Below are 24,710 nucleotides of genomic sequence, written 5' to 3'. Positions count from 1 at the left end.
GGGGAGACCACAACTGGCAATGATACCATGACCGGTGATATCGAGACACTCGAGAAGCTTAGTACGGATTACAAGGAATCGATGCCCGCGGACCTGCGGGAAACCAAGTCCTTCGACTGGTACCTAGAGGCAGTCTACGAGGACCCGAAGATCACCCGCAACGCCCACCAACGGGTCGCGGATATGTTCGACTACTACGGGACGAACTACGACGAGACCGAAGGGGTCGTCGAGTACCAGATCGCCTCGGAGGACCCGCTGAACGACGGTGAGAACACCTTCTACGGAAAGGTGATCCACCAGTCGATTCACGAGTTCGTCAACAAGGTCAAGTCGGGTGCCCGCCGGCTCGGTCCGGAACGGCGGATCAAGCTCCTGCTCGGGCCGGTCGGCTCCGGGAAGTCCCACTTCGACAAGCAGGTCCGGAAATACTTCGAGGACTACACGCTCCGCGAGGACGGACGGATGTACACCTTCCGCTGGAACAACCTCTGTGACGTCGTCAAGGACCAGGATCCCGCCGACGACACCGTTCGGTCCCCGATGAACCAGGACCCGCTCGTCCTCCTGCCCCTGGAGCAGCGCCAGCGCGTGATCGACGACCTGAACGAGCGCCTCGATGCACCCTACACGATCCAGAACGAGCAGGCTCTCGACCCCGAAAGCGAGTTCTACATGGACCGGCTGCTCGCCCACTACGACGACGACCTCCAGCAGGTTCTCGAGAACCACGTCGAGATCATCCGGCTCGTCGCCGACGAGAACAAGCGCCAGGGCCTCGAGACGTTCGAGCCAAAGGACAAGAAGAATCAGGACGAGACGGAGCTGACGGGCGACGTCAACTACTCGAAGATCGCCATCTACGGCGAGTCCGACCCGCGCGCCTTCGACTACTCCGGCGCGTTCTGTAACGCGAACAGGGGGATTTTCAGCGGGGAAGAGCTCCTGAAGCTCCAGCGCGAGTTCCTCTATGACTTCCTGCACGCGACCCAGGAGCAGACGATCAAGCCCAAGAACAACCCCCGGATCGACATCGACCAGGTGATCGTCGGACGGACGAACATGCCCGAGTACAAGGACAAGAAGGGCGACGAGAAGATGGAGGCCTTCAACGACCGCACCAAGCGGATCGACTTCCCGTACGTCCTCTCCTACGAGGACGAGGCCAGCATCTACAACAAGATGCTCACCAACGCCGACGTCCCCGACATCAACGTCGAGCCGCACACGCTCGAGATGGCGGGCCTCTTCGGCGTCCTCACGCGGATCGAAGAACCCGACACCGAAACCGTCGATCTGCTCTCGAAGGCGAAGGCGTACAACGGCGAGATCGACGAGGGCGACGATATCGATATCAAGAAGCTCCGCGAGGAGGCCGAAGGGAAAGCCGAGATCGGCGAAGGGATGGTCGGCATCTCGCCCCGCTTCATCGGCGACGAGATCGCCGAGGCGATCATGGACTCCAAACACCGTCAGCGCGGCTTCCTCTCGCCGCTTACGGTGTTCAACTTCTTCGAGGAGAACCTAGAGCACCACGGCTCCATTCCCGAAGACAACTTCGAGAAGTACTACCGCTACCTCGAGACCGTGCGCGAGGAGTACAAGGAGCGAGCCATCGAGGACGTCCGCCACGCGCTGGCCTACGACATCGACGAGATCCAGCGCCAGGGCGAGAAGTACATGGACCACGTGATGGCCTACATCGACGACGACACCATCGAGGACGAACTCACGGGCCGCGAGCAAGAGCCCGACGAGACCTTCCTGCGGTCGGTCGAGGAGAAACTCGACATCCCCGAGGATCGAAAGGAAGACTTCCGCCAGGAGGTGTCGAACTGGGTCTCCCGGCGCGCTCGCGAGGGCGAGGCGTTCAACCCGCAGGACAACGAGCGACTGCGTCGCGCACTCGAGCGAAAGCTCTGGGAGGACAAGAAGCACAACATCAACTTCTCCGCGCTGGTGAGCGCCAACGAGTTCGACGACGACGAGCGCTCCTCGTGGATCGACGCGCTGATGGAACAGGGCTACTCCGAGGGTGGAGCCAAGGAAGTACTCGAGTTCGCCGGCGCGGAGGTCGCCAAAACAGAGATGGAAGACTAACATGACCGACAACGACTACGTCACTGAGGCTGACCGCACGCTAGAGGAGACCTACGAGGAGCCGATGAGCCTCGCGGCGTACGTCGATCGGGTCTTCGAAAACCCGACGATCGCGTCCCACGCCTCGAAGTACCTGCTCGAGGCGATCGAGGCCGCCGGCACGCGCACCGTGGTCGAGGAGGGCGAGGAGAAGGAGCGCTACCGCTTCTTCGACGACCCGCACAACGACGGCGAACACGCGATCCTCGGCAACACCGAAGTGTTGAACGGGTTCGTCGACGACCTTCGATCGATCGCCGCGGGCCGGGCGAAAGACGAGAAGATCATCTGGTTCGAGGGGCCGACCGCGACGGGCAAGTCGGAGCTCAAGCGCTGTCTGGTCAACGGGCTGCGCGAGTACTCGAAGACGCCCGAGGGCCGACGCTACACCGTCGAGTGGAACGTGACGACCGCCGAGTCCGGCGAGCGAGGACTGAGCTACGGCGGCGACGACCCCGCCGCGATGGACGACCAACACTGGTACGAGAGCCCCGTCCAGGCGCACCCGCTGTCCGTCTTTCCGGACGCCGTTCGGAAACGGGTGCTCGCGGACCTCAACGACGACCTCGCGGACCACGTCCCGGTCCGGGTCGACGCGAAACTCGATCCGTTCTCGCGGGAGGCGTACGACTTCCTCGAGGAGCGATACCGGCGGGAGGGCAAAGAAGCGCTGTTCTCGGCGATCACCGACGACGACCACCTCCGGGTGAAAAACTACGTCGTCGACATCGGCCAGGGCGTCGGCGTCCTCCACTCGGAGGACGACGGGCCGCCCAAGGAACGGCTCGTCGGCTCGTGGATGCACGGCATGCTCCAGGAGCTAGATTCCCGCGGGCGCAAGAACCCGCAGGCGTTTTCCTACGACGGCGTGCTCTCGCAGGGTAACGGCGTTCTCACGATCGTCGAGGACGCGGCCCAGCACGCCGACCTCCTCCAGAAGCTGCTGAACGTCCCCGACGAACAGTCCGTCAAACTGGACAAGGGGATCGGGATGGACGTCGATACCCAGATGCTGATCATCTCGAACCCCGACCTCGAGGCCCAGCTCAACCAGCACGCCGACCGAAACGGGATGGACCCGCTGAAGGCGCTCAAGCGCCGCCTCGACAAACACCAGTTCGGCTACCTGACGAACCTGAGCCTCGAGTGTGAACTGATCCGTCGCGAGCTGACGAACGAAAAATCGGTCTGGGAGGCCGACAGCTACGACGAACTCGAGGCGCGGATCCGCGAACCGGTGCGGGTGACGGTCAAAGGACAGGACGGCGAAACGCGAACGGAGGAGTTCGCTCCACACGCGATCGAGGCGGCCGCGCTGTACGCGGTCGCCACCCGACTCGACGAGGAGAACCTCCCCAACGGCCTCGATCTGGTCGACAAGGCGCTGATCTTCGACCAGGGCTACCTCCAGGAGGGCGACTCGCGCCGGGAGAAAGACGAGTTCGACTTCGACGGCGAAGCCCACGACGGCGAACACGGGATTCCGGTTACCTACACGCGGGATACCCTCGCGGAACTGCTTCAGGCCGACCGGGATCGCCACCACTCCGACCTCCCGGTCGAGGACATCGTGATGCCTCGAGACGTGTTGAACACGATGGCCGAAGGGCTCGCCGACGCACCGGTCTTCTCGACGGGCGAGCGCTCGGAGTTCGAAAACCGGATCGTGCCCGTGAAAAACTACATCTTCGATCGACAGGAGAGCGACGTCATCGAGGCGATCATGCACGACAAACGCGTCGACGAGGAGACCGTCGCCGACTACGTCGAACAGGTCTACGCGTGGGAAACCGACGAACCGCTGTACAACGACCGCGGCGAACGCGTCGAGCCGGATCCGCTGAAGATGAAGCTCTTCGAGATCGAGCACCTCGGCCGCTTTTCGGAGGCCGAGTACGAGGGGAACCTCCCGCGGGAGAGCGTCCGGAACTTCCGTCGGGAGAAGGTGATCACGTCGCTGAATCGCCACGCGTGGGAACACCGCGACGAGGATTTCGCCGTCGAGGACGTCGACCTCACCGCGATTCCCGTGATCAAGTCGGTCCTCGAGAGCCACGACTGGGACGATGTCGAGCGGACCTTCGAGGACTTCGATCCGCGCCAGTGGGACGACCCGCCGAGCGGAACGGAGACGGCGACGGTCAAAGAACGGACGATCGAAACGATGGTCGACCGCTTCGATTACTCGGCGGCGTCGGCCGAGCTAACCAGTCGACACGTCATGGGACAGGTGAGTTACAGATGGGACTGAGAGACGACCTCGAACGATTCCGCGAAGTGGGCGAACAGCGCCGCGAGGACCTCGCCGACTTCATTCAGTACGGCGATTTGAGCGGCGGTCGCGGATCGATACAGATCCCGGTCAAGATCGTCTCATTGCCCGAGTTCGAGTACGACCAGCGCGACAAGGGCGGCGTCGGACAGGGCGACGGTGGCACGCCCGACGTCGGCCAGCCGGTCGGTCAACCCCAGCCCCAGCCGGGTGACGACGACGGCGAGGACGGCGAACCCGGCGAGGACGGCGGCGAACACGAGTACTACGAGATGGACCCAGAGGAGTTCGCCGAAGAACTCGACGAGGAACTGGGACTCGACCTCGATCCGAAGGGGAAGAAAGTCATCGAGGAGAAGGAGGGTCCGTTCACGGATCTCACTCGAAGCGGTCCCAACAGCACGCTCGACTTCGAGCGGATGTTCAAAGAGGGGCTCAAGCGAAAGCTCGCGATGGACTTCGACGAGGAGTTCCTAAAGGAGCTGTGCAAGGTCGAGGGGATCAGTCCGCGAGAGGTCTTCGAGTGGGCCCGCGGCGAGAGCCTCCCGGTGTCGATGGCGTGGGTCGAGGAGGCCTACAACGAGATCCCCGACGAGGAACGGGGCGCGTGGGCCTCGATCGAGGAGGTCGAGGAAAACGTCGAGCGCGAGAGCGTCCAGCAGAAGATCCGCCGCGAGGGGATCAAACACGTGCCGTTCCGCCGCGAGGACGAACGATACCGCCACCCCGAGATCATCGAGGAGAAAGAGAAGAACGTCGTGGTCGTCAACATCCGCGACGTCTCGGGGTCGATGCGCGAGAAGAAACGCGAACTCGTCGAGCGGACGTTCACGCCGCTGGATTGGTACCTCCAGGGCAAGTACGACAACGCCGAGTTCGTCTACATCGCCCACGACGCCGACGCCTGGGAGGTCGAACGCGACGACTTCTTCGGCATCCGTAGCGGCGGCGGAACCAAGATCTCGAGCGCGTACGAACTCGCCGCCGAGCTGCTGGAGGAGTACCCCTGGAGCGACTGGAACCGGTACGTCTTCGCCGCGGGCGACTCCGAGAACTCCTCGAACGACACGGGAGAGCGCGTCATTCCCAAGATGGAGGAGATCCCCGCGAACCTTCACGCCTACGTGGAGACCCAGCCAAGCGGCAACGCCATCAACGCGACCCACGCCGAGGAACTCGAGCGTCACTTCGGAACCGACGCCGAGGACGTCGCGGTGGCGTACGTCAACAACAAAAACGACGTGACCGACGCGATCTACGAGATCCTCTCGACGGAGGGTGAAGAACATGAGTAACACGAACTCCAACGCGGATCGATTCCGCAAACAGGCGATCGCCAGCGATCTCGAGGAACCGGTCACGGAGGCCAGAAACCTCGCCGAAAAGCTCGGCCTCGAGCCGTACCCGGTGAAGTACTGGATCATCGACTACGACGAGATGAACGAACTCATCGCCTACGGCGGCTTCCAGAGCCGCTATCCCCACTGGCGCTGGGGGATGCAGTACGACAAGCAACAGAAACAGGGCCAGTACGGCGGCGGGAAGGCCTTCGAGATCGTCAACAACGACAATCCGGCCCACGCCTTCCTCCAGGAGTCGAACACGATCGCCGACCAGAAAGCCGTGATCACCCACGTCGAGGCCCACTCCGACTTCTTCGCGAAAAACGAGTGGTTCGGCCTGTTCACCAGCGGGCGCGCCGACGACGACCAGGTCAACGCGGCGGCCATGTTGGAGCGCCACGCGCGGGCGATCGACGAATACATGTCCGATCCCGATATCGACCGCGCCGAGGTCGAGAAGTGGATCGACCACTGTCTCTCCCTCGAGGACAACATCGACCAACACCAGGTGTTCAAGCGTCGACTGGACGTCGACGGCCCGGCCGGTGACCTCGAGGAACTCGACGACGACCTCGCCGAGAAGCTGGACAAACTCGGACTCTCGGACGAGATCAAAGGCGAGGTGTTCGACGAGGAGTGGCTCGAGAAACTCGAGGAAGGCGACGAGGCGGTCACCTTCCCCGAGGAGCCACAGAAGGACATTCTCGCATTCGTCCGCGAACACGGCAAACGGTACGACGACGAGGCCGGTCGAGCGGTGGAGATGGAAGAGTGGCAACGCGACATCCTCGACATGATGCGCGCGGAGGCGTACTACTTCGCCGCCCAGAAGATGACGAAGGTGATGAACGAGGGCTGGGCCGCCTACTGGGAGTCGACGATGATGACCGACGAGGTCTTCGCCGGCGACGACGAGTTCATGAACTACGCCGACCACATGGCGAAAGTGCTCGCCTCCGGCGGACTCAACCCCTACAGCCTCGGCATGGAGCTCTGGGAGTACGTCGAGAACCGGACGAACCGTCAGGAGGTGATAGAGCAGCTACTGCGCGTCGACGACGTCTCCTGGCGCAACCTGATGGACGTCGTCGACTTCGACGACGTGCTCGCGACGCTCAAGCCGCCGGAGGCGATCGGAAACATCACGCCGGACACGCTCGACGCGCTCGAGGAAGTTCCCGACGAGTGGGTCGACCGCGAGGCCCTCGAGGCGGCTCGAGCGGGTGACGTCGACGTCGAGAAGTATCCCTGGAAGGTCCTGACGACCGAGGGGCTGGCTCGACGCCACTACTCGCTGGTCAAGCGTCAACACCGCGGCTTTCTGACCCGGGTGAGCCAGAACGACCTCGAGCAGATCGGTCGCTATCTCTTCGACGACGCGCGCTACGCGAGCGTCGAGGAGGCGCTCGCGGACGTGGACTTCGCAGCGGGCTGGGACCGCATGTTCGACATTCGGGAGAGTCACAACGACGTGACCTTCCTCGACGAGTTCCTCACGACGGAGTTCATCACGGAGAACAACTACTTCACCTACGAACACTCGCAGGCGACGGGGCAGTTCCACGTCGCGAGCGACGCGGCTGCGGACGTCAAGAAGAAGCTGCTCTTGCAGTTTACCAACTTCGGGAAACCGACGATCGCGGTCTACGACGGCAACTACAACAACGCCAACGAACTCCTGCTCGGCCACCAGTACAACGGCGTGATGCTCGACCTGGGGCAGGCCCGCGAGACGCTCAAGCGGATCTTCGAACTATGGGGTCGGCCGGTGAACCTGCTGACCATCGTCAAGGACGTCGACGAACACGACATCGAAGTGGCCAGGCGTCGCAACCGCGAACCCGAACCCGAAGAACGGGGCAAACTGCTCCGATACGACGGGACCGACGTGACGATCGAAGACGTTCCGTGGGAGGAGGTCGACCACCTCTCGGCCGACGACGTCGATTACGACACGAAACCCGACGAGTGGCTCGCCTGATAGTTCTTTTGTTCGAGACGGATCGTATCACACACTCGGAAGGCTTTTGGCGCCGATCGCACATGCTCGAGACGTTATGGATCGGGAAGGGGGCGAAGCGATCGAACGGCAACGGGTCGACAGCGACTCGTTCGATCTGCCGGCAGTCCTCGCACAACTCGACAGACGCGAACCGACCGAACAGCGGGCGGCCGTGGAGACGATCCGCGACGCCCTGACGGAGCACCCCAGAGCGTGTATTCCGACCGTCCCGAAACTCCGCGCCCTGCTCGAGACGCCCGAACTCGAGTGCCACGAGTCGGTCGCCTACTGTCTGGCCGAACTCGCGGACGAGTCGCCCGCGGATGTCGCGCCGTCGGTCGCCGTGCTCGTCTCGGTTATCGACGAGCACGCGTCACGGCCGGCGACGCACGAACTCCTTCGCTGCCTGTCGACCGTCACGGCGGAACGATCGGCTGCCGTCGCCGATCACGCCGCGACGATCGCCGACGTGATCGATCGCCGTTCGGGGTACGACCACCATGGGCTGTGCCTGTTCCGCGCGTTGTCGATGGAACGGCCCGCCGCGATCGAACCGGCCGTACCGGTGCTTACCGACGCGTTAGCAGCGGATCCGGAGTCAAACGGCGTTCCGACCCTCTCGGCGCTGGGCCGGGTCGCGCGCTCGGAGGCATCGCTACCGACGCTCGAGTTCGTCGAGGACGCGATGGCGCTCGTCGACCACGACGAGGCGTCGCTGCGGAACAACGCCATCGGCTGTCTCGCCGACGTGGCCCGCCACAGTCCGCTCGCAGTCGAACCGGCTTCGGCCGACCTTACCGCCGCACTCGAGCACGACGACCCGGAGACGCGTGCGAACGCTGCGGTCGCCATCGCTCGAGTCGCGACGGAGGCGACGGCGGCTGTCGACCCCGCACGTGAGCCGCTGCTCGAACTCCTCGAGGACGACCACGAGCGCGTTCGAGCGAACGCCTGCGTCGCGCTCGGACACGGACGCGTCGAGGCGGCCGCGGACCGACTGACGACGCTGGCGCGAGCAGACCCGGAGCCGAGGGTCCGCGATCGCGCCGGCTGGGCACTGGGACAGCTCTCGTCGTGACGAGCGTCGGGAGTCCGAAACGGCCGGTTCCGCGAGATCAGAGCCGAATGGGTCGATCCGCCGAGATGCAGTCGACCCCCCGGCACTCGAGCAATTTCGCCGTGAGCCGTCGCTCGAGCGACCAGACGTGAATCTCGAGATCGACCGACTTCGCGCGCGAAACGAGTCTCGTCGTCAGACAGCGCCAGTAGTTCGCGCCGATGACGTCGCAGTCGAGTTCGACGGCGGTCGTGATCGGCGTCTCGAGGTGACGGCTGACCAGTAGCCCCGTCGGCTGGCTGGGGTCGATCTCACGGATTGTCCGCAGTTCGGGCAGCAGAAAGGAGGTCGTCACGATACGGTTCTCGACGCCCTCGATCGCATCGAGGACGTCCGAAGCGATGCCGAGGTCTTTCATCTCGAGGTTGACTTCGACCGTCGACGGCAGGGCCTCGAGCATCTCCTCGAGCGTGGGTACTCGTTCTCCGGATTCCAGGATCGTGTGCGTCTTGAGTTCCTCGAGCGTGCTATCGGCGACCGTCCCGATACCGCCGGTGACGCGGTCGATCGTCTCGTCGTGGATAACGACGAGTTCGCCCGAGCCACAGCGCCGAACGTCGAACTCGACTACGTCTGCGTACTCGGCTGCGGACTGGATCGCTGCGATCGTGTTTTCGGGAGCCGTCGCGGCAAATCCGCGGTGGGCGATCAGGCGCATTCGGTGGAACATGGACGGCGGGGGGCTTTAGTGCCCCGCTGCGATCAGCCGCGAGTCCGGTGATCGGCTGCGGTTCTGGAAGCGATATCGAATTCGATCGGGAGCGTACGACCCCGTCGCCCTCTTCGGGTTTTTGGATACAACAGAGAGCGAGTTCCAAAGCCTTTAGTAAGTACCGTTAAATCGGTACCGCATATAGAGGGGAGTGATTACTCTCTCTCATGTACTCGACACAAGGACGATCTCGCGGCTTTGCGTGGTGACCCTTTCATGAGCAACCGGATCGAGGACCCGATCGAAATACTGCTCGTCGAAGACAATCCTGGTGACGTCAGGCTCACGCAGGAAGCCTTCAAGCAGCTTTCGACCGAGACGACCATCCACGTCGCTATCGACGGCGACGAGGCGTTCGACTTCCTCTCGAGTCGCTACGACAGCGACTCCGAGCCCGTTCCGGACCTCGTCCTCCTCGATCTGAATCTCCCGCGAATGGGCGGCCTCGAATTCCTCGAGACGGTTCAGGACGACCCGGACCTCTCGCGAGTTCCCATTCTCGTGTTGACCAGTTCGAACGCCATCGAGGACGTCCTCGAGAGCTACGAACTCGCGGCGAACGCCTATCTTACCAAACCGACCGACCCCGACGAGTACGCCGCGATGGTCGAAACCGTCGCGGATTTCTGGTTCCAGCGCGCTGCACTGCCGCCGATGCCCTCGTAAACGGTATCGACGTCCTCGTTCGACCGGTGCAGTTCGGTAGTACACTGCCACCCCGCAATTAATCTGGAAGGCCGTCGGAGTGACCGGTATGCCACCGACGACCGATTTCACCGTCGATTTCGATGGAACCGTCGCCGTAGTCACGGGCGCGAGCGGCGCGCTCGGAAGCGCGACTGTCGACCGGTTCCGGGCGGCCGGCGCGACCGTCTGTGCCGTCGACGTCGTCGCCCCCGACGACGAGGACAGTTCGCTCGAGCCCGACGCGGACACGCACTTCTACGAGGCCGATCTGACCGATGAGGACGATGTCGTGCGTCTCGTTTCGGCGATCGTCGACGATCACGGACGGATCGATCACCTGTGTAATATCGCCGGCACGTGGCGCGGCGGTGATCCCATCGAGGAGACCGACCTCGCGGAGTTCGAGATGCTCGTCGATATCAATCTGAAGACGGCGTTTTTGGCGTCGAAACACGCGCTCCCCCACCTTCGGGAGTCCGGCGGCTCGATCGTCAGCGTGAGCGCGCGCTCGTCGCTCGAGGGCGGCGAGGGCGACGGCCCCTACCGAATCACGAAGGCCGGCGTTCGGCTGTTGACCGAGACGCTCGCCGAGGAGAATCGGGGAGCCGTCCGCGCGAACTGCGTGATGCCGAGCGTGATCGATACGCCGATGAATCGCGAGATGATGCCCGACGCGGATCACGGTTCGTGGGTCGACCCCGCCGAAATCGCGGACGTGATGACCTTCCTCTGCAGCGACGGCGCGGCGGTGACGAGCGGTGCTGCGGTGCCGGTGTACGGTGAGGCCTGACGGCAAAAACGTAACTCGACCGCGTGCGTTCGATTACGCGTTCTCTCCGATCCAGTCGGTGAACGAACCGGTGAGGAAGTCGACGTAGTCGACGATGCCGAGGTACAGTGTGACGACGAGGACGAGGAGGATCGGCAGTCGAATCATCCAGACCCACACCGTGCCGCGGCTGCCGAGGTCACCGATGCCTTTCTCGAGTTCCCTGACGGCGGCCTGTGGTACGATCCAGCCGACGAGGATCACCAACATGAGCGCGCCGAACACGAGGAGGATTCCGTCGGCGAAGCCGTCCAGCAGGTCGAGGAAGATCAGGTCGTAGGTGACCGGCACGCCGAGTAAGTAGATGACGCCGCCCATGCCGAGCGCCGCCTTCCACCGCTCGATACCCTTCTCGTCGATGACGTAGGCCGTCACGACCTCGAGTAGCGAAATCGCACTCGAGAGCGCCGCGATGGCGACGGTCCCGAAAAAGAGGAGGCCGAGCACACGACCGCCGGTGACGGTCGTAAAGGCCTGGGTCATCGAGATGAAGACCGCACCGGCACCGCCCTCGCCCGGCTCGACGCCCGCTGAGAAGAAGATGGGGAAGACGACCAGACCGGTCAGGAACGCGATCCCGGTGTCGAAGCCGATGATGGTGAGGCCGTCTTTGGCCAGATTGCGATCCTCACCGAGATAGGAAGCGTACGTGATCATTACACCCATCCCGAGCGAGAGTGTAAAGAAGGCCTGTCCAGCGGCTGCGGGAAGCAGTTCCGCCCAGTTGTCGGCCATGATGCCGAAATCGGGGGACAGGTAGTACTCGTATCCCGCGCTGGCCTCGGGGAGCGTGAACGCCCAGATGGCCATTCCGACGAGCAAGACGATGATCGCCGGCACCATCACCTTCACCGCCAGTTCGATCCCCCGCCGGATTCCGAGCGCGACGATCCCGATCGTCAGCGCCATGAAGATCGTATGGAAGAAAAACGCGTCCAGTCCGGTCGACAGGTCGCCGAACATCGCGCCCGCCTCCCCGCCGTAGTCGGCGAGGTGGCTCGAGTAGCTTCCCCGGAATCCCTCGAGGAAGTATCGGATGAACCAACCGGCGACGACGCTGTAGTACGAGAGGATGACGAACCCGGTGACGATGAAGACGCCACCGATGTACTTCCAGGCGTCACCGCCTAACTCGATCAGCGCGCCGACCGGGTTCCGTTCCGTCTTGCGACCGACGACGAACTCGACCAAAATCGCCGGGAACCCGACCAGCGCCACGAACAGCAAATAGACGAGCAGAAACGCTGCGCCACCACCTTCTCCCGTTACGAACGGAAACCGCCAGATGTTCCCTAATCCGACCGCGCTACCGACTGCGGCGAGGATAAATCCGGTTCTCGTCGCCCAGGTTTCGCGTTGTACCATAGCGCAGACAAACCAATCCCCTTCTAAATATCTTACTAGATATTACCAGTACTCTGCGAACTCTGTCACATCTCACCGTTGCTCGACCGGCCCGTTCAACTCCGATACCCGATCGATGGCTGGTGTTTTCACACGCCCGAAAACATAATATATGATAAATGTATCCGATAACGACAATACGTTCGTATTTTTATTTCACCGTTTCCTTACTGGAACTGTCACGATGCACGTCTGAAAGATGAGCCGATCGGCGGGCCATAATCGCCTGCAGAGGCGGTGTTGGACGATATTCATTCCTGCACTCGATCTCGTCGATGAGTCCGTACAGTACGCCGACCTATTTCGATTCTGTCACACTACCCGTTCACAGTGTCGACTATACACACGATTTTTATACACTGAACCGCAATCAGCGCTTATCTGTATGAGCGAGAATAGTGTTCAAAGGTGGGGACAGATGTTCTCGGGTAATCGGATTTTAGTATTACTCGGGTTCGTGGCAATCGTACTACTTGGAAACCTGGGGTACAGCCTGTTGCGCGGTGACCTCGCGCTTTCGACGGTTTCCTCGTACTTCTGGAGCGGGATTCTGGTGGGACTCATTTACGGGCTCGCCGGGGTGGGGCTCTCGATGACCTACAGTATCCTGAACTTCGCGAACTTCTCACACGGTGATCTGATGACGGCCGGTGCGTTCGGCGGGTGGTCGGCAACGTACGTCATCGCAGGGCTGGGGGTCGCCGACTTCGGGAGTCGGATTCTGGTCAGGGCCGGTGGAGGTTCTCAACCGGCGGAACTCGGCGTAAGCGTGCTTGGAACGCCGTTTTCGATCTTCGTCGGGTTGCTCGTCGCCGTCGCGTTTACGATCCTCGTTGCACTCGTCATCGACCGATTCGTCTACAAACCGATGCGGAGCGAAAACGGCATCGCGTTGCTGATCGCGAGTATCGGTGTCGCGCTGGTGCTTCGATACCTCATTCAGTTCGTCTACGGTGGCCGGAACCGCGGCGTGACCGAAAGCGTCCAGCGGTGGGACGTCTTGCCGTTTCTCTCGGATTACGGATCGATCAATCCACACGAATTTACGCTGATGGTGGTCGCCGTCGGCCTGATGATCGGCGTTCACGCGGTCCTTCAATACTCCAAACTCGGAAAAGCGATGCGGGCGATGGCCGATAACCAGGACCTCGCACTCGTCACCGGCATTCCGACCGAACGCGTCGTGACCTGGACGTGGATCATCGGGGCTGGACTCACCGGGGCTGCGGGATTCCTCGTCGTGCTCGAGCGCGGCGTGATCGACTTCAACCTCGGCTGGGGCCTCCTGCTGTTCGTCTTCGCCGCGGTCATTCTCGGCGGTATCGGCTCGATCTACGGCGCGATCAGCGGTGGGCTGGTCATCGGACTCACGAGCGAGATGTCGCGGATCTGGATTCCCTCCGATTTCACCACCGCAGCAGCCTTCGTGCTGATGATTCTCGTGTTAGTGGTCAAACCGTCCGGGCTCTTCGGCGGGGTGAAAACGGCATGATCGATCTCGAGTTCGCGCACGGGTGGCGACGGGATATCGCGCTTATCGGCGGCCTGACCGCCGCCATCTACGTCCTGTTTATCGCTATCGGAGTGTTCCTCGGCTACGACCTCGGCGGCGTACTGAACATGCTGCAGTCGCTTACCTTGCTCGCCGCCGCCTACGCGATGCTCGTCCTGGCGTTGAACCTCCACTGGGGGTACACCGGGCTGTTCAACATCGGCGTCGCCGGCTTCATGGCCGTCGGCGTGTACACGATGGCGATCCTGACGGCCGCGCCCGACGCGAGCGTGCCCGGTTTCGGCCTCCCGCTGTGGGTGGGCGTTATCGGTGGTATGGCGGCAGCAGCGCTCGTCGGCTTGCTCGCCGCACTGCCCGCACTCAGGCTCAAGGCGGATTATCTCGCGATTGTGACGCTCGGTCTCTCGGAGATCATCCGACTCACCGTCCAGTCGAGTTGGCTGAGCAATGCGCTCGAGGAGAACGTCGGCGTAGCGACCGGTGGCGGAAGCGGTATCGGGGTCCCGAAGAACCTCTCGAATTTCGCGGAAATCCCGTACTACGGCTTTTCGGGGGAGGGCGAGTTGACGCCGATTGGGATCGTCGTGTTCCACGTCGCGAACACGTTCGACATCCCGCGAACGGTGTTTATCGACTGGACGTACACGCTCTTGCTGGTCGCGTTCGTCGCCCTGTTTTACTGGTTGCTCTACCGCGTCGGCAACTCGCCCTTCGGGCGGGTTCTCAAGGCGATTCGGGAGGACGAACTGGTCGCCGACTCGCTCGGAAAGAACACGCGGCTGTTCAAGATCAAGGTGTTCATGCTCGGCTGTGCGCTGATGGGCCTCGCGGGCATGCTCTGGTACGGCTCTCGCGGGTACACGAGTCCCGACGATTACATGCCGCTGGTCACGTTCTACGTCTTCGTCGCGTTGATCATCGGCGGATCGGGTTCGAACACGGGCAGCGTGATGGGAGGCATCGTCTTCGCGATGTTGCTCTACGAGGGGCCGACGTACGTGCCACGGATCATCGATCAGGGGCTGGGATACGTCGGCTACTCGATGCCGAGCGCTCCGGGAACGATCGCCGGTGCACTCGGCTCGCTGGTCGCGCTCGATCCGCTCCCGCTGCTCGCCTACGTCGACGGCAACATCGATGCGCTTCGGTTCGTGTTGCTGGGCGTCGTCCTCATTCTGGTGATTCAGCGACGCCCCGACGGACTCCTCGGTCACCGGGTCGAAACCGCTTCCAGCGTCGATCTCGCCAGACCGGCGCGGACGGACGGAGGTGATCGCGATGAGTAACGGATCGGCGAAAGCGAACCCCGCTACGAATACGGCTGCACGAACGGATACCGAGTCCGAGTCGTCACCGCCGCTCCGGGTCGAGAATCTCGAGAAACGCTTCGGCGGGATCACCGCCGTCGACGGCGTTTCGTTCACCGTCGAGCCGGGATCGCTGACCGGCCTGATCGGTCCCAACGGTGCCGGGAAGTCGACGACGTTCAACTGCATCGCCGGCGTTCACCGGCCAAACGGCGGCTCCGTCGAGTTCAACGGCGAGGACATCACCGGACGCAAACCGCACCAGATCGCCCACCGGGGCCTCGTTCGAACGTTCCAGATCGCCCGCGAACTCAAGGAGATGACCGTCCTCGAGAACCTGATGCTCGCCCCGCTCGATCAACGCGGGGAGACGCTCTGGCGGTCGGTCGCACCGATCGCTCGGCGCGAAATCATCGAGGAGGAACACGAACTCCGCGAACGCGTCTGGGAGACCCTCGATCTCTTCGAGATCGACCACCTCGCTCACGAGTACGCAGGCAATCTCTCGGGCGGCCAGCGGAAGTTACTCGAGATGGCGCGGGCGTTGATGACAGATCCCGACATGGTGTTGCTCGACGAGCCGCTGGCCGGCGTCAACCCCTCCCTCGAGGTCAAACTCATGGAGCGCATTCACGACCTCCGGGAGGAGGGCTACACCTTCCTGCTGGTCGAACACGACATGGACATCATTATGGAACACTGCGAACACGTCATCGTCATGCATCAGGGCCAAAATCTGGCCCAGGGGACGCCCGAGGAGGTCACGTCGGACGAACGCGTCATCGAAGCGTACCTCGGAGGTGAGATCTGATGGCGCTCCTCGAGGTGAGTTCACTCGATGCCGGCTACGGAGACCTCCAGATCCTCGAGAACGTCGATCTCGAGGTTGCGGACGGCGAGTACGTGACGATCGTCGGCCCGAACGGGGCCGGGAAGTCGACCGTGATGAAGTCGGTGTTCGGGCTGACGACGTACATGGGCGGCCACGTCGCGTTCGCCGAGAGGGAGATCGCCGGCATGCGCCCCGAGGAGATCATCCACCACGGGCTGGGCTACGTGCCACAGAATGACAACGTCTTCTCGACGCTCTCGGTTCGGGAGAACCTCGAGATGGGCGCGTACATCCTCGACGAGGTCCCCGACCGGCGACTCCAGTCCGTCTTCGATCGGTTCCCGATCCTCGAGGAGCGCCAGCAACAGAAGGCCGGCACGCTCTCGGGTGGCCAACAGCAGATGCTCGCGATGGGACGGGCGCTGATGCTCGAGCCCGATCTGTTGTTGCTCGACGAACCGAGCGCGGGGCTCGCTCCGGACCTGGTCGACGACATGTTCGATCGGATCGACGAGATCAACGGCGGCGGGACGGCGGTCTTGATGGTCGAACAGAACGCGAAGGAGGCGTTGCGTCGCTGTGATCGGGGCTACGTCCTCGTCCAGGGACAAAACCGGTACGTCGACAGTGGCGACGTGTTGCTTGCGGACGAACAGGTCCGTCGGGACTTCCTCGGCGGGTAGCGTCGCTCGCTGCGTCGGCTCGCGGCTGTTCTTTCGTTCGATTTTCTCGACGATCGAGCGCGGGGCGTATCGAATCGACTCGCGGACGCGACACCGGTCGGTAGTCGGTGGTTGGAACCGGCCGTTACGCGCGAGATCATTCGGATGACCCGTCGCTCACGGTTATCCGCCTCGAAAAACGCGTAGTTGTCGCGTCGACGCCGCGGTCAGTTACCGAACTCCCGCGTCTCGCTCGTCTCGAGCTCGCCGCCGTTGAACTCGAGGATATCGAAGGCTGCGGATTCCACGTCGCCGTTGTCGTCGAACACGACCGAACTCGATGCGCCTTCGTAGACGACCGGGTCCCCGTCGGCGAGCGTCTCGACGGCCTCGGTCAGTTCGGCGGGGCCGAACGTATCGCCGTCGCCGCTGGTCACCGACCGCATGTGGTCGCGGATCGCCGAGCCGGTGTTTTCGCCCGCGGAGACGTTCGCGAGGATCAGGACTGCGCTCGCGTCGTACGCGTGCGAGTTGAACACGCTCGGACTCGCGTCGTACTCGGATTCGTAGAGGTCGGTAAACGCGTCCACCGCCGGCCCGGCCGCGCTCGGCGCGGTCGCGGTGACGTTTTCCATGTCGTTGCCGACTTCGCCGGGGAGGCTTCCCTCGGCCAGTCCGTCGGTGACGAGGATGTCGACGTCGCTGTCGTCCCAGCCGGAGTAGTAATCGTTGAACAGCTGAATCCCGCTCTCGGGGAAGCCGACGATCATCAGCGTGTCGGGGTCGTTGGAGAGCGCCTCCTCGAGTACCGAGGAGTACGACGCCTGAGCGGGTTCGAACGAGACCTCCGCTTCTACGGTTCCGTCCGCATCCTCGAACGCGTCCACGTAGACTTCTGCAAGCCCCTGCCCGTAGTCGTCGTTGAGGAACAGCGTCGACGTCGATTCGGCACCGAGGTCGCTGGTCGCCACCTCTGCGAGCACTTCCCCCTGAAGCAGGTCGCTCGGTGCCGTCCGGAAGAAGTAGCCGTTATCGTCGAGATCGGTGAGACCGACGTCGGTACTCGCGGGTGAACAGGCGACGACCTCGTTCTGAATGAACTCGTTGGTCATCACCTGGTTCGTAACGTTCGACGCGAGCGCACCGTTGACCATCGGATAGCCGGCGTTGACGAGACTTCCGGCGGCACTGATCCCCGCCGTCGGATCCGTCTGCGTGTCCTCGGCCTGGACGTCTAACTCGATCGGTGCACCTTCGCTCTCGAGTTGTGTTACGGGGAGTTGAGCAGCGTCTCGAATCGGTGGACCGAGCGAACCGAGGTCGCCCGTCACGGCACCGAGGATCCCGAGTTTGACTTCGTAGCCGTCGTCGACGCCGGCCGGTTCGATGTCTTCGTCGGTCGACTCTTCGTCGTCACCCGGATCGAGACTATCGAGACAGCCCGCCACACCGATTGCACCAGTCGTACCGATACCAGCAAGCACCCGCCGCCGGTTGAGTTGCCGTACCATGAATGACAGTGGCTAGAACTCCTATATATATGTTTGCTCGAACAGTGGGTTATGGACGAAAATTACCATCGAAAACCGGTCACATAATTGCGTAGTCAGCGTGATAGTGGCATAGTTACGCATACCCAGGGTCGGGAGAATACTACGAGTTACCGAACGTTTTTGAGGGACGTGACCGTTTCCTCGGGCAATGAACGGGAGGGTTCATCAATGACCATGGAAGATCGGATCAACGAACTCGAGGAGTTGCGCGAGGAGGCCCGCCTCGGCGGCGGCGAGGACCGAATCGAGAAGCAACACGACAAGGGGAAGATGACCGCCCGCGAGCGAATCGACTACTTCCTCGACGAGGGAACCTTCACGGAGTTCGATCAGCTTCGAACCCACCAGACGAGTCAGTTCGGCATGGAAGAAAAGAAGGTCCCGGGCGACGGCGTCGTCACGGGATACGGTGAGGTCAACGGCCGTACCGTCTTCGTTTTCGCACACGATTTCACCGTTTTCGGCGGTTCGCTCGGCGAGGTCTTCGCCGAGAAGATCTGTAAGGTCATGGATATGGCGATGGAAGTCGGCGCTCCCGTCGTCGGACTCAACGACTCCGCCGGGGCCCGCATTCAGGAGGGCGTCAAGAGCCTCGCCGGTTTCACCGAAATCTTTCGACGAAATCAGGAAGCCAGCGGCGTGGTTCCGCAGATTTCCTCGATCATGGGTCCGTGTGCGGGTGGCGCGGTCTACTCGCCGTCGATCACGGACTTCATCTTCATGGTCAAAGACACCAGCCACATGTACATCACCGGCCCCGGCGTCACCAAGACCGTCACCGGTGAGGAGGTCACCCACGAGGAACTCGGCGGCGCAATGACCCACGCCGGCAAGACCGGCGTCGCCCAGTTCGCCTGTGAAAGCGAAGAACAGGCCCTCGACGACATCAAGCGACTGCTCTCGTATCTTCCACAGAACAACGTCGAGGACCCGCCGCGCGTCGAGCCGTGGGACGATCCGGATCGTCGGGACGAGGAACTCAAGAGCATCGTTCCTCCGAGCCCGCAGAAACCCTACGACATGACCGACGTCATCGACAGCGTCGTCGACGAGGGCTCCTTTTTCGAGGTCGCGGACAACTTCGCGAAAAACGTCGTCGTCGGCTTCGGCCGACTGGACGGCCGCTCGGTCGGACTCGTCGCGAACCAGCCTCGAGTGAACGCCGGTACGCTCACCGTCGACGCTTCGATGAAGGGGTCGCGATTCGTCCGCTTCTGTGATTCCTTCAACATCCCGATCGTCACGTTCGTCGACGTGCCCGGCTACATGCCCGGGACGGATCAGGAACACCGAGGCATTATTCGACACGGCGCGAAGTTACTCTACGCGTACGCGGAAGCGACCGTTCCGCTGCTGACGGTCATCACTCGGAAAGCCTACGGCGGTGCCTACTGCGTCATGGCCTCGAAGAACCTCGGCGCGGACGTCAACTACGCGTGGCCGACCGCGGAAATCGCCGTCATGGGGCCACAGGGCGCGGTCAACATCCTCTATCGCAATGAACTCGCCGAATCCGACAACCCCGACGAACTGCGGGACGAACTCATCGAGGAGTACCGCGAGGAGTTCGCCAACCCCTACACCGCAACGGACAAAGGGTTCCTGGACGACGTCATCGTCCCGACTGAGACGCGTCCGCGGCTGATCGACGACCTCGAGATGCTCGAGACGAAGCGCAAACAGAACCCGGACAAGAAACACGGGAACATCCCGCTGTAAGTGACCCAGATGACCTCTCAGCAACAGTCGAACGCCGATATCGGCGGCGGTCGTGACGACGGCGAGTCGAACCGAGAGTCACAGTCGGACCGCGACGACCCGATCGTACTCGAGGCCGACGCCCTCTCGGATGTCGAACTCACCCTTCCCGACGACGCCGACGCCGAGGAGGCGGCCGCAATCGTGACGGCTATCGGCGCTCACCTCCACGACCACGCGCTCGCGGTCGCCGCGGCGGCCGCAAGCGGCGAGGAGACGTGGGACGGAAAGCGCTGGTCGTTCGCCGGCCGCGTTCGGGCGCAACAACACCGAACCGTTCGCGTTCCACGCGAGAGTCCGACCGATCCGTGGTCGGCTTCTGGGCGAACGGACCGGTTTTAAGCCGATCCTCGGCGCTACGCAGCCGACCGATTTTCGCGAATCGCTTCCGTTCGACTCCGACGAGCCCGCTGTTTTGACCGTCAATGGATGCAATTAAGAGACCCCATACACAACCCCGGAGCATGGCCACGGAATCCGAGTCGACGACGGATATGGGTGTTGGACTAGCGCTTGCCCTCGGCGCAGTCGCGGCGATCGGTGCACTGTTGATGTTCACCGGCGCGCCGGATATGACCGCTGCGTGGGGTTTTGCAGCAGCGATGCTCTTTAGCTCGCTGGCGGTCGTCAGCATCCACCTCTACTGGGACTGATAGACGACGAAAGCCGCGATGCCGACCTCGAGCCGTTCGAATACACCCGATGATCGGGCTGAGAGTATCCGCTAACAGTTAAGAGCGACGACGCCCTATGGACAGGTACGGACGATGACCGACTATTCCGACGAAGAGCAGCGAATTCTCTCGTACCTCCGTGAGAGTGCCGCCCGAGGTGAACAGTACTTTCGGGCGAAAAATATCGCGAACGCGATCGGACTCTCGTCGAAACAGGTAGGCTCTCGGCTCCCCCATCTCGCGGAGAAATCGGACGAGGTCGATATCGAGAAGTGGGGCCGCGCTCGCTCGACCACGTGGAAAGTCACGGTTAGCTAATCCGGCCGAACGTGACCTCGGTGACCGGATCCGTGCCGCGGTCTTTTTATCGCAGACGCCCTCAGTTAGGGCCATGACTGTACGGGTCGACCGGTCGTTCGAACTGTCGGCACCACCCGAACGCGTCTGGGAGTTTATCGCCGATCCGGAGAACCGTGCGCGAGCAATCAGCGTCGTCCAGGAGTACACCGTCAACGATCCGGACGGTCGGCGGGTAACCTGGCACGTCGAACTGCCGATTCCGCTCGTACGCAAAACGGTCGCCGTCGAAACCGAGGACGTCACGCGCGAGCCCCCGGAGTTCGTCAAATTCGTCGGAAAATCGAAGGTGATGACGGTCACCGGCGAACACGCGATCGTCGAGACCGACGACGGCACGCGTCTCGAGAATCACTTTCTCGTCGACGGGAAACTCCCCGGCGTCGAAAAGTTCTTCAAGCGCAACCTAGACGGGGAACTCGAGAACCTCCGTCGCGCCCTCGAGGACGACTTGCAGTCGACCCGATCCGAGTAACCATGCATCCACCACCAACCGGCGACACGCTGGCGCTCGCGCTCGCCCAGATCCGGGTCGAAGCCACCGAAATCGACGCGAACGTCGAGCGCGCACTCGAGGCGATAACGCGTGCGGCCTCGCGCGGCGCGGATCTCGTCGCCCTTCCCGAACTGTTTAACGTCGGCTACTTCGCGTTCGACAGCTACGAGCGCCACGCCGAGCCCTTCGAGGGGGAAACGTTCTCCCGGATTCGAGCGGCGGCTGCCGAGCACGATATCGCCGTCCTCGCGGGGAGCATCGTCGAAGACCTCGCAGCCACCGATAGCGTCGCAACGCCCGCCGAAGCGGGGCTCGCGAACACGGCCGCGCTGTTCGATGCGACCGGCGAGTTACAGCTCGTGTACCGGAAACACCACCTCTTTGGCTATCAGTCCGCGGAGGCGGAACTGCTCGTTCCCGGCGAGCGCGTCGAGACGACGACCGTCGGCGGCGTCACCGTGGGCGCGACGACATGTTACGATCTGCGGTTTCCGGAACTCTACCGCGAACTGATCGACGCCGGCGCGGAACTGGTGCTCGTTCCGAGCGCGTGGCCCTATCCGCGCATCGAACACTGGCAAACGCTCTCTCGAGCGCGCGCGATCGAAAATCAGTGTTTCGTGGCGACGATCAACGGCTCCGGTCGCTTCGAGAGCGCCGACGCGACGCTGCTCGGCCGATCGACCGTCTACGACCCGTGGGGGACCACGCTCGCCTCGAGCGGCGACGAGCCGTCGCTGGTGCTGGCCGAGATCGATCTCGGCTCGCTCGAGCGGGTTCGCGAGGAGTTTCCGGCGCTTCGCGACCGACGACTGTAGCGTCTGCACGGGGATCGCCGACCGCTGTGTTTTTATTGCGTGACGGCAAAGTGGAGATGCCGGTTTACGGCGCTTTTCACGTCACGACCGGCACTGCGCGTCGCTCCGGCCCGTCGACTGCTCGTCTCCCGGGAACGAGCAATCCACGTCCGCCATCTCGTCTTCGGCCACCCTCGTCCACGCCCTTTCGGACGAGACGAACGCCGTGCCCTACCGCCGGTTTCTGTTCCCTGCTCCGAGAGGGCCCCCCGCGCTATCACTGTCGAGATATCCATCCGTGATGGACCCGTTGCGAAAAAGTAAGGTAGTGGCCTCGCGTGTGTTTTCACAGGAATGTTTAGGAAGGTTCTCGTGGCGAACCGCGGGGAAATCGCTGTCCGAGTAATGCGCGCGTGTAAGGAGTTAAACGTCGGAACCGTCGCGATCTACTCCGATGCCGACGCGGATTCGGGGCACGTCCGCTACGCCGACGAGGCGTACAACGTCGGCCCCGCCCGAGCGGCGGACTCGTATCTCGATCACGAGGCCGTCATCGACGCCGCACAGCGGGCGGACGCGGACGCCATCCACCCCGGCTACGGCTTCCTCGCCGAGAACGCCGAGTTCGCGAGCAAGGTCGAGGACGCGGAAGGGATCACCTGGATCGGCCCCTCGAGTTCGGCGATGGAGTCGCTGGGCGAGAAGACCAAGGCCCGCACGATCATGAGCGAGGCCGACGTCCCTATCGTTCCCGGGACCACCGACCCCGTCACCGACACCGAGGAGGTCAAAGAGTTCGGCGAGAAACACGGCTACCCGATCGCCATCAAGGCCGAAGGCGGCGGCGGCGGCCGCGGAATGAAGGTCGTCTGGGACGAAAGCGAGGCCGAGGATCAACTCGAGAGCGCCCAGCGCGAGGGCGAGGCCTACTTCGACAACGACTCGGTCTACCTCGAGCGCTACCTCGAGCAGCCGCGCCACATCGAAGTTCAGATCGTCGCCGACCACCACGGCAACGTGCGCCACCTGGGCGAGCGCGACTGTTCGCTCCAGCGGCGTCACCAGAAGGTTATCGAGGAGGGACCGTCGGCGGCGCTCTCGGACGACCTCCGCGAGCAGATCGGCGACGCGGCCCGCCGCGGCGTCTCCGCGGCCGACTACACCAACGCCGGCACCGTCGAGTTCCTCGTCGAAGAGGAAGAGCGCGAGCCGGGCGAACTGCTCGGTCCCGACGCGAACTTCTACTTCCTCGAGGTCAACACCCGCATCCAGGTCGAACACACCGTCACCGAGGAGATCACGGGCATCGACATCGTCAAGCGCCAGATTCGGATCGCCGCCGGTGAGGAGATCGATTTCGACCAGGACGACGTCGACATCGACGGCCACGCGATGGAGTTCCGGATCAACGCCGAAAACGCAGCCAACGATTTCGCACCCGCGACCGGCGGAACCCTCGAGACCTACGATCCGCCCGGCGGCATCGGCGTCCGCATGGACGACGCCCTGCGCCAGGGCGACGAGCTCGTCACGGACTACGACTCGATGATCGCGAAGCTGGTCGTCTGGGGCGAGGACCGCGACGAGTGTATCGAGCGCTCGCTGCGCGCCCTGCGGGAGTACGAGATCGAGGGGATCCCGACGATCATCCCGTTCCACCGTCTGATGCTCACCGACGAGGAGTTCGTCCAGAGCACCCACACCACGAAGTATCTCGACGAGGAGATCGACGAGAGCCGCATCGAAGACGCCCAGGAACAGTGGGGTGGCGACATCGGCGACGGTACCAGCGGGGACGACGAGGAGTCCGTCGAACGCGAGTTCACCGTCGAGGTCAACGGCAAGCGCTTCGAGGTCGAACTCGAGGAACACGGCGCGCCCGCGATTCCGGCCGGCGACGTCGAGGCCGGCACTGGCGGGGCAGCCAGCCCGCCGGAGCCGGCGGGCGGTGGCGGCGGCGAGACCGACCTCGAGGGCGAGGGCGAGACCGTCGACGCCGAGATGCAGGGGACGATCCTCGACATCGAGGTCGAGGTCGGCGACGAGGTCGCCGCCGGCGACGTGCTGGTCGTCCTCGAGGCGATGAAGATGGAAAACGACATCGTCGCCGCCAAGGGCGGCACCGTCGCCGAAATCGCCGTCGAGGAAGACCAGAGCGTCGACATGGGCGATACGCTGGTCGTGCTCGAGTAGGCAGGTTTCGGTCTCGAGGTTCCCGAATCGCCTCGGTGTGCGCCGCCGCGGACTGTCTGCGAG

21 protein-coding genes are annotated in these 24,710 nt (G+C 63.0%); 18 read left to right on the top strand and 3 right to left on the bottom strand.

Annotated elements, in window-relative coordinates; translation table 11 throughout:
* Positions 1-27: 27 nt before the first annotated feature.
* The 5 genes from DWB23_RS11300 (at position 28) to DWB23_RS11280 (ending at position 8,834) form a co-directional block, all read left to right on the top strand.
* A complete protein-coding gene (locus DWB23_RS11300; RefSeq protein ID WP_121742891.1) occupies positions 28-2,100 on the top strand; it encodes a PrkA family serine protein kinase in 2,073 nt (690 codons plus the stop codon).
* Position 2,101: 1 nt separating this feature from the next.
* Positions 2,102-4,390, top strand: coding sequence for a PrkA family serine protein kinase (locus DWB23_RS11295; RefSeq protein WP_121742890.1), 2,289 nt, complete (start codon positions 2,102-2,104; stop codon positions 4,388-4,390).
* Positions 4,381-5,706, top strand: coding sequence for a YeaH/YhbH family protein (locus DWB23_RS11290; protein ID WP_121742889.1), 1,326 nt, complete (start codon positions 4,381-4,383; stop codon positions 5,704-5,706). The genes DWB23_RS11295 and DWB23_RS11290 overlap by 10 nt, the downstream gene beginning before the upstream one ends.
* Complete coding sequence (locus DWB23_RS11285; protein WP_121742888.1) at positions 5,699-7,735, top strand: SpoVR family protein; 2,037 nt, start codon at positions 5,699-5,701, stop codon at positions 7,733-7,735. Before DWB23_RS11290 ends, DWB23_RS11285 begins: the two co-directional genes overlap by 8 nt.
* Before the next feature lie 76 nt (positions 7,736-7,811).
* The gene (locus DWB23_RS11280; RefSeq protein ID WP_121742887.1) at positions 7,812-8,834 is read left to right on the top strand and encodes a HEAT repeat domain-containing protein; all 1,023 of its coding nucleotides are present in this window, start codon (positions 7,812-7,814) and stop codon (positions 8,832-8,834) included.
* A 37-nt stretch (positions 8,835-8,871) separates the two neighbouring features.
* Here the strand turns inward: DWB23_RS11280 and DWB23_RS11275 are convergent, their stop codons facing one another.
* On the bottom strand, positions 8,872-9,531 hold the full coding sequence (locus tag DWB23_RS11275; protein ID WP_121743091.1) for a glycerophosphodiester phosphodiesterase: 660 nt from the start codon (positions 9,529-9,531) through the stop codon (positions 8,872-8,874).
* Positions 9,532-9,801: 270 nt separating this feature from the next.
* On the opposite strand from DWB23_RS11275, the gene DWB23_RS11270 reads away from it, so the two are divergent.
* Both DWB23_RS11270 and DWB23_RS11265 read left to right on the top strand, forming a co-directional pair.
* Entirely contained in the window at positions 9,802-10,251 is a 450-nt protein-coding gene (locus DWB23_RS11270; RefSeq protein WP_121742886.1) for a response regulator, read from the top strand.
* 88 nt (positions 10,252-10,339) lie between these two features.
* Complete coding sequence (locus tag DWB23_RS11265; protein WP_121742885.1) at positions 10,340-11,062, top strand: SDR family oxidoreductase; 723 nt, start codon at positions 10,340-10,342, stop codon at positions 11,060-11,062.
* 33 nt (positions 11,063-11,095) lie between these two features.
* On the opposite strand, the gene DWB23_RS11260 is transcribed toward DWB23_RS11265, so the two are convergent.
* Positions 11,096-12,466: a sodium-dependent transporter gene (locus tag DWB23_RS11260; protein ID WP_121742884.1), complete on the bottom strand. Its 1,371-nt coding sequence runs from the start codon at positions 12,464-12,466 to the stop codon at positions 11,096-11,098.
* Between the two features lie 424 nt (positions 12,467-12,890).
* On the opposite strand from DWB23_RS11260, the gene DWB23_RS11255 reads away from it, so the two are divergent.
* The 4 genes from DWB23_RS11255 to DWB23_RS11240 are packed head-to-tail and all read left to right on the top strand — an operon-like array spanning position 12,891 to position 16,840.
* Positions 12,891-13,997: a branched-chain amino acid ABC transporter permease gene (locus tag DWB23_RS11255; protein WP_121742883.1), complete on the top strand. Its 1,107-nt coding sequence runs from the start codon at positions 12,891-12,893 to the stop codon at positions 13,995-13,997.
* Positions 13,994-15,304 (top strand): branched-chain amino acid ABC transporter permease, encoded by a 1,311-nt coding sequence (locus DWB23_RS11250; RefSeq protein WP_121742882.1) that lies wholly within the window; start codon positions 13,994-13,996, stop codon positions 15,302-15,304. Before DWB23_RS11255 ends, DWB23_RS11250 begins: the two co-directional genes overlap by 4 nt.
* Positions 15,297-16,136: an ABC transporter ATP-binding protein gene (locus DWB23_RS11245; RefSeq protein WP_121743090.1), complete on the top strand. Its 840-nt coding sequence runs from the start codon at positions 15,297-15,299 to the stop codon at positions 16,134-16,136. Before DWB23_RS11250 ends, DWB23_RS11245 begins: the two co-directional genes overlap by 8 nt.
* Positions 16,136-16,840, top strand: a complete 705-nt coding sequence (locus DWB23_RS11240; RefSeq protein ID WP_121742881.1) for an ABC transporter ATP-binding protein — start codon at positions 16,136-16,138, stop codon at positions 16,838-16,840. Before DWB23_RS11245 ends, DWB23_RS11240 begins: the two co-directional genes overlap by 1 nt.
* Before the next feature lie 206 nt (positions 16,841-17,046).
* Here the strand turns inward: DWB23_RS11240 and DWB23_RS11235 are convergent, their stop codons facing one another.
* Positions 17,047-18,330 carry an ABC transporter substrate-binding protein gene (locus DWB23_RS11235; RefSeq protein WP_121742880.1) on the bottom strand — a complete coding sequence of 428 codons (1,284 nt, stop codon included), beginning with the start codon at positions 18,328-18,330 and terminating at the stop codon, positions 17,047-17,049.
* 216 nt (positions 18,331-18,546) lie between these two features.
* Between DWB23_RS11235 and DWB23_RS11230 the strand changes: the two genes are divergently transcribed.
* The 7 genes from DWB23_RS11230 to DWB23_RS11200 all read left to right on the top strand — a co-directional run bounded on the left by DWB23_RS11230 (position 18,547) and on the right by DWB23_RS11200 (position 24,647).
* Positions 18,547-20,091 carry an acyl-CoA carboxylase subunit beta gene (locus tag DWB23_RS11230; RefSeq protein ID WP_121743089.1) on the top strand — a complete coding sequence of 515 codons (1,545 nt, stop codon included), beginning with the start codon at positions 18,547-18,549 and terminating at the stop codon, positions 20,089-20,091.
* A 9-nt stretch (positions 20,092-20,100) separates the two neighbouring features.
* The gene (locus tag DWB23_RS11225) at positions 20,101-20,472 is read left to right on the top strand and encodes a hypothetical protein (RefSeq protein ID WP_121743088.1); all 372 of its coding nucleotides are present in this window, start codon (positions 20,101-20,103) and stop codon (positions 20,470-20,472) included.
* Between the two features lie 122 nt (positions 20,473-20,594).
* On the top strand, positions 20,595-20,783 hold the full coding sequence (locus DWB23_RS11220; protein WP_121743087.1) for a DUF7525 family protein: 189 nt from the start codon (positions 20,595-20,597) through the stop codon (positions 20,781-20,783).
* Between the two features lie 114 nt (positions 20,784-20,897).
* Positions 20,898-21,122 (top strand): DUF7123 family protein, encoded by a 225-nt coding sequence (locus DWB23_RS11215; RefSeq protein WP_121742879.1) that lies wholly within the window; start codon positions 20,898-20,900, stop codon positions 21,120-21,122.
* 73 nt (positions 21,123-21,195) lie between these two features.
* Positions 21,196-21,636: an SRPBCC family protein gene (locus DWB23_RS11210; protein ID WP_121742878.1), complete on the top strand. Its 441-nt coding sequence runs from the start codon at positions 21,196-21,198 to the stop codon at positions 21,634-21,636.
* A 2-nt stretch (positions 21,637-21,638) separates the two neighbouring features.
* On the top strand, positions 21,639-22,475 hold the full coding sequence (locus tag DWB23_RS11205) for a nitrilase-related carbon-nitrogen hydrolase (protein WP_121742877.1): 837 nt from the start codon (positions 21,639-21,641) through the stop codon (positions 22,473-22,475).
* Positions 22,476-22,808: 333 nt separating this feature from the next.
* On the top strand, positions 22,809-24,647 hold the full coding sequence (locus tag DWB23_RS11200) for an acetyl-CoA carboxylase biotin carboxylase subunit (protein ID WP_121742876.1): 1,839 nt from the start codon (positions 22,809-22,811) through the stop codon (positions 24,645-24,647).
* Positions 24,648-24,710: the final 63 nt, after the last annotated feature.

This window comes from Natronorubrum halophilum (assembly GCF_003670115.1).
Classification (GTDB): domain Archaea; phylum Halobacteriota; class Halobacteria; order Halobacteriales; family Natrialbaceae; genus Natronorubrum; species Natronorubrum halophilum.
Note: the sequence above shows the minus strand (reverse complement) of the source record. Positions and strands in the feature narration are given on the sequence as shown.

What these genes read in the sequence shown, in the direction of transcription:
- DWB23_RS11300 (WP_121742891.1), top strand. Translation starts at nt 28, where the DNA reads ATGACCGGTGATATCGAGACACTCGAGAAGCTTAGTACGGATTACAAG.
- DWB23_RS11295 (WP_121742890.1), top strand. Translation starts at nt 2,102, where the DNA reads ATGACCGACAACGACTACGTCACTGAGGCTGACCGCACGCTAGAGGAG.
- DWB23_RS11290 (WP_121742889.1), top strand. Translation starts at nt 4,381, where the DNA reads ATGGGACTGAGAGACGACCTCGAACGATTCCGCGAAGTGGGCGAACAG.
- DWB23_RS11285 (WP_121742888.1), top strand. Translation starts at nt 5,699, where the DNA reads ATGAGTAACACGAACTCCAACGCGGATCGATTCCGCAAACAGGCGATC.
- DWB23_RS11280 (WP_121742887.1), top strand. Translation starts at nt 7,812, where the DNA reads ATGGATCGGGAAGGGGGCGAAGCGATCGAACGGCAACGGGTCGACAGC.
- DWB23_RS11275 (WP_121743091.1), bottom strand. Translation starts at nt 9,531, where the DNA reads ATGCGCCTGATCGCCCACCGCGGATTTGCCGCGACGGCTCCCGAAAAC.
- DWB23_RS11270 (WP_121742886.1), top strand. Translation starts at nt 9,802, where the DNA reads ATGAGCAACCGGATCGAGGACCCGATCGAAATACTGCTCGTCGAAGAC.
- DWB23_RS11265 (WP_121742885.1), top strand. Translation starts at nt 10,340, where the DNA reads ATGCCACCGACGACCGATTTCACCGTCGATTTCGATGGAACCGTCGCC.
- DWB23_RS11260 (WP_121742884.1), bottom strand. Translation starts at nt 12,466, where the DNA reads ATGGTACAACGCGAAACCTGGGCGACGAGAACCGGATTTATCCTCGCC.
- DWB23_RS11255 (WP_121742883.1), top strand. Translation starts at nt 12,891, where the DNA reads ATGAGCGAGAATAGTGTTCAAAGGTGGGGACAGATGTTCTCGGGTAAT.
- DWB23_RS11250 (WP_121742882.1), top strand. Translation starts at nt 13,994, where the DNA reads ATGATCGATCTCGAGTTCGCGCACGGGTGGCGACGGGATATCGCGCTT.
- DWB23_RS11245 (WP_121743090.1), top strand. Translation starts at nt 15,297, where the DNA reads ATGAGTAACGGATCGGCGAAAGCGAACCCCGCTACGAATACGGCTGCA.
- DWB23_RS11240 (WP_121742881.1), top strand. Translation starts at nt 16,136, where the DNA reads ATGGCGCTCCTCGAGGTGAGTTCACTCGATGCCGGCTACGGAGACCTC.
- DWB23_RS11235 (WP_121742880.1), bottom strand. Translation starts at nt 18,330, where the DNA reads ATGGTACGGCAACTCAACCGGCGGCGGGTGCTTGCTGGTATCGGTACG.
- DWB23_RS11230 (WP_121743089.1), top strand. Translation starts at nt 18,547, where the DNA reads ATGGAAGATCGGATCAACGAACTCGAGGAGTTGCGCGAGGAGGCCCGC.
- DWB23_RS11225 (WP_121743088.1), top strand. Translation starts at nt 20,101, where the DNA reads ATGACCTCTCAGCAACAGTCGAACGCCGATATCGGCGGCGGTCGTGAC.
- DWB23_RS11220 (WP_121743087.1), top strand. Translation starts at nt 20,595, where the DNA reads ATGGCCACGGAATCCGAGTCGACGACGGATATGGGTGTTGGACTAGCG.
- DWB23_RS11215 (WP_121742879.1), top strand. Translation starts at nt 20,898, where the DNA reads ATGACCGACTATTCCGACGAAGAGCAGCGAATTCTCTCGTACCTCCGT.
- DWB23_RS11210 (WP_121742878.1), top strand. Translation starts at nt 21,196, where the DNA reads ATGACTGTACGGGTCGACCGGTCGTTCGAACTGTCGGCACCACCCGAA.
- DWB23_RS11205 (WP_121742877.1), top strand. Translation starts at nt 21,639, where the DNA reads ATGCATCCACCACCAACCGGCGACACGCTGGCGCTCGCGCTCGCCCAG.
- DWB23_RS11200 (WP_121742876.1), top strand. Translation starts at nt 22,809, where the DNA reads ATGTTTAGGAAGGTTCTCGTGGCGAACCGCGGGGAAATCGCTGTCCGA.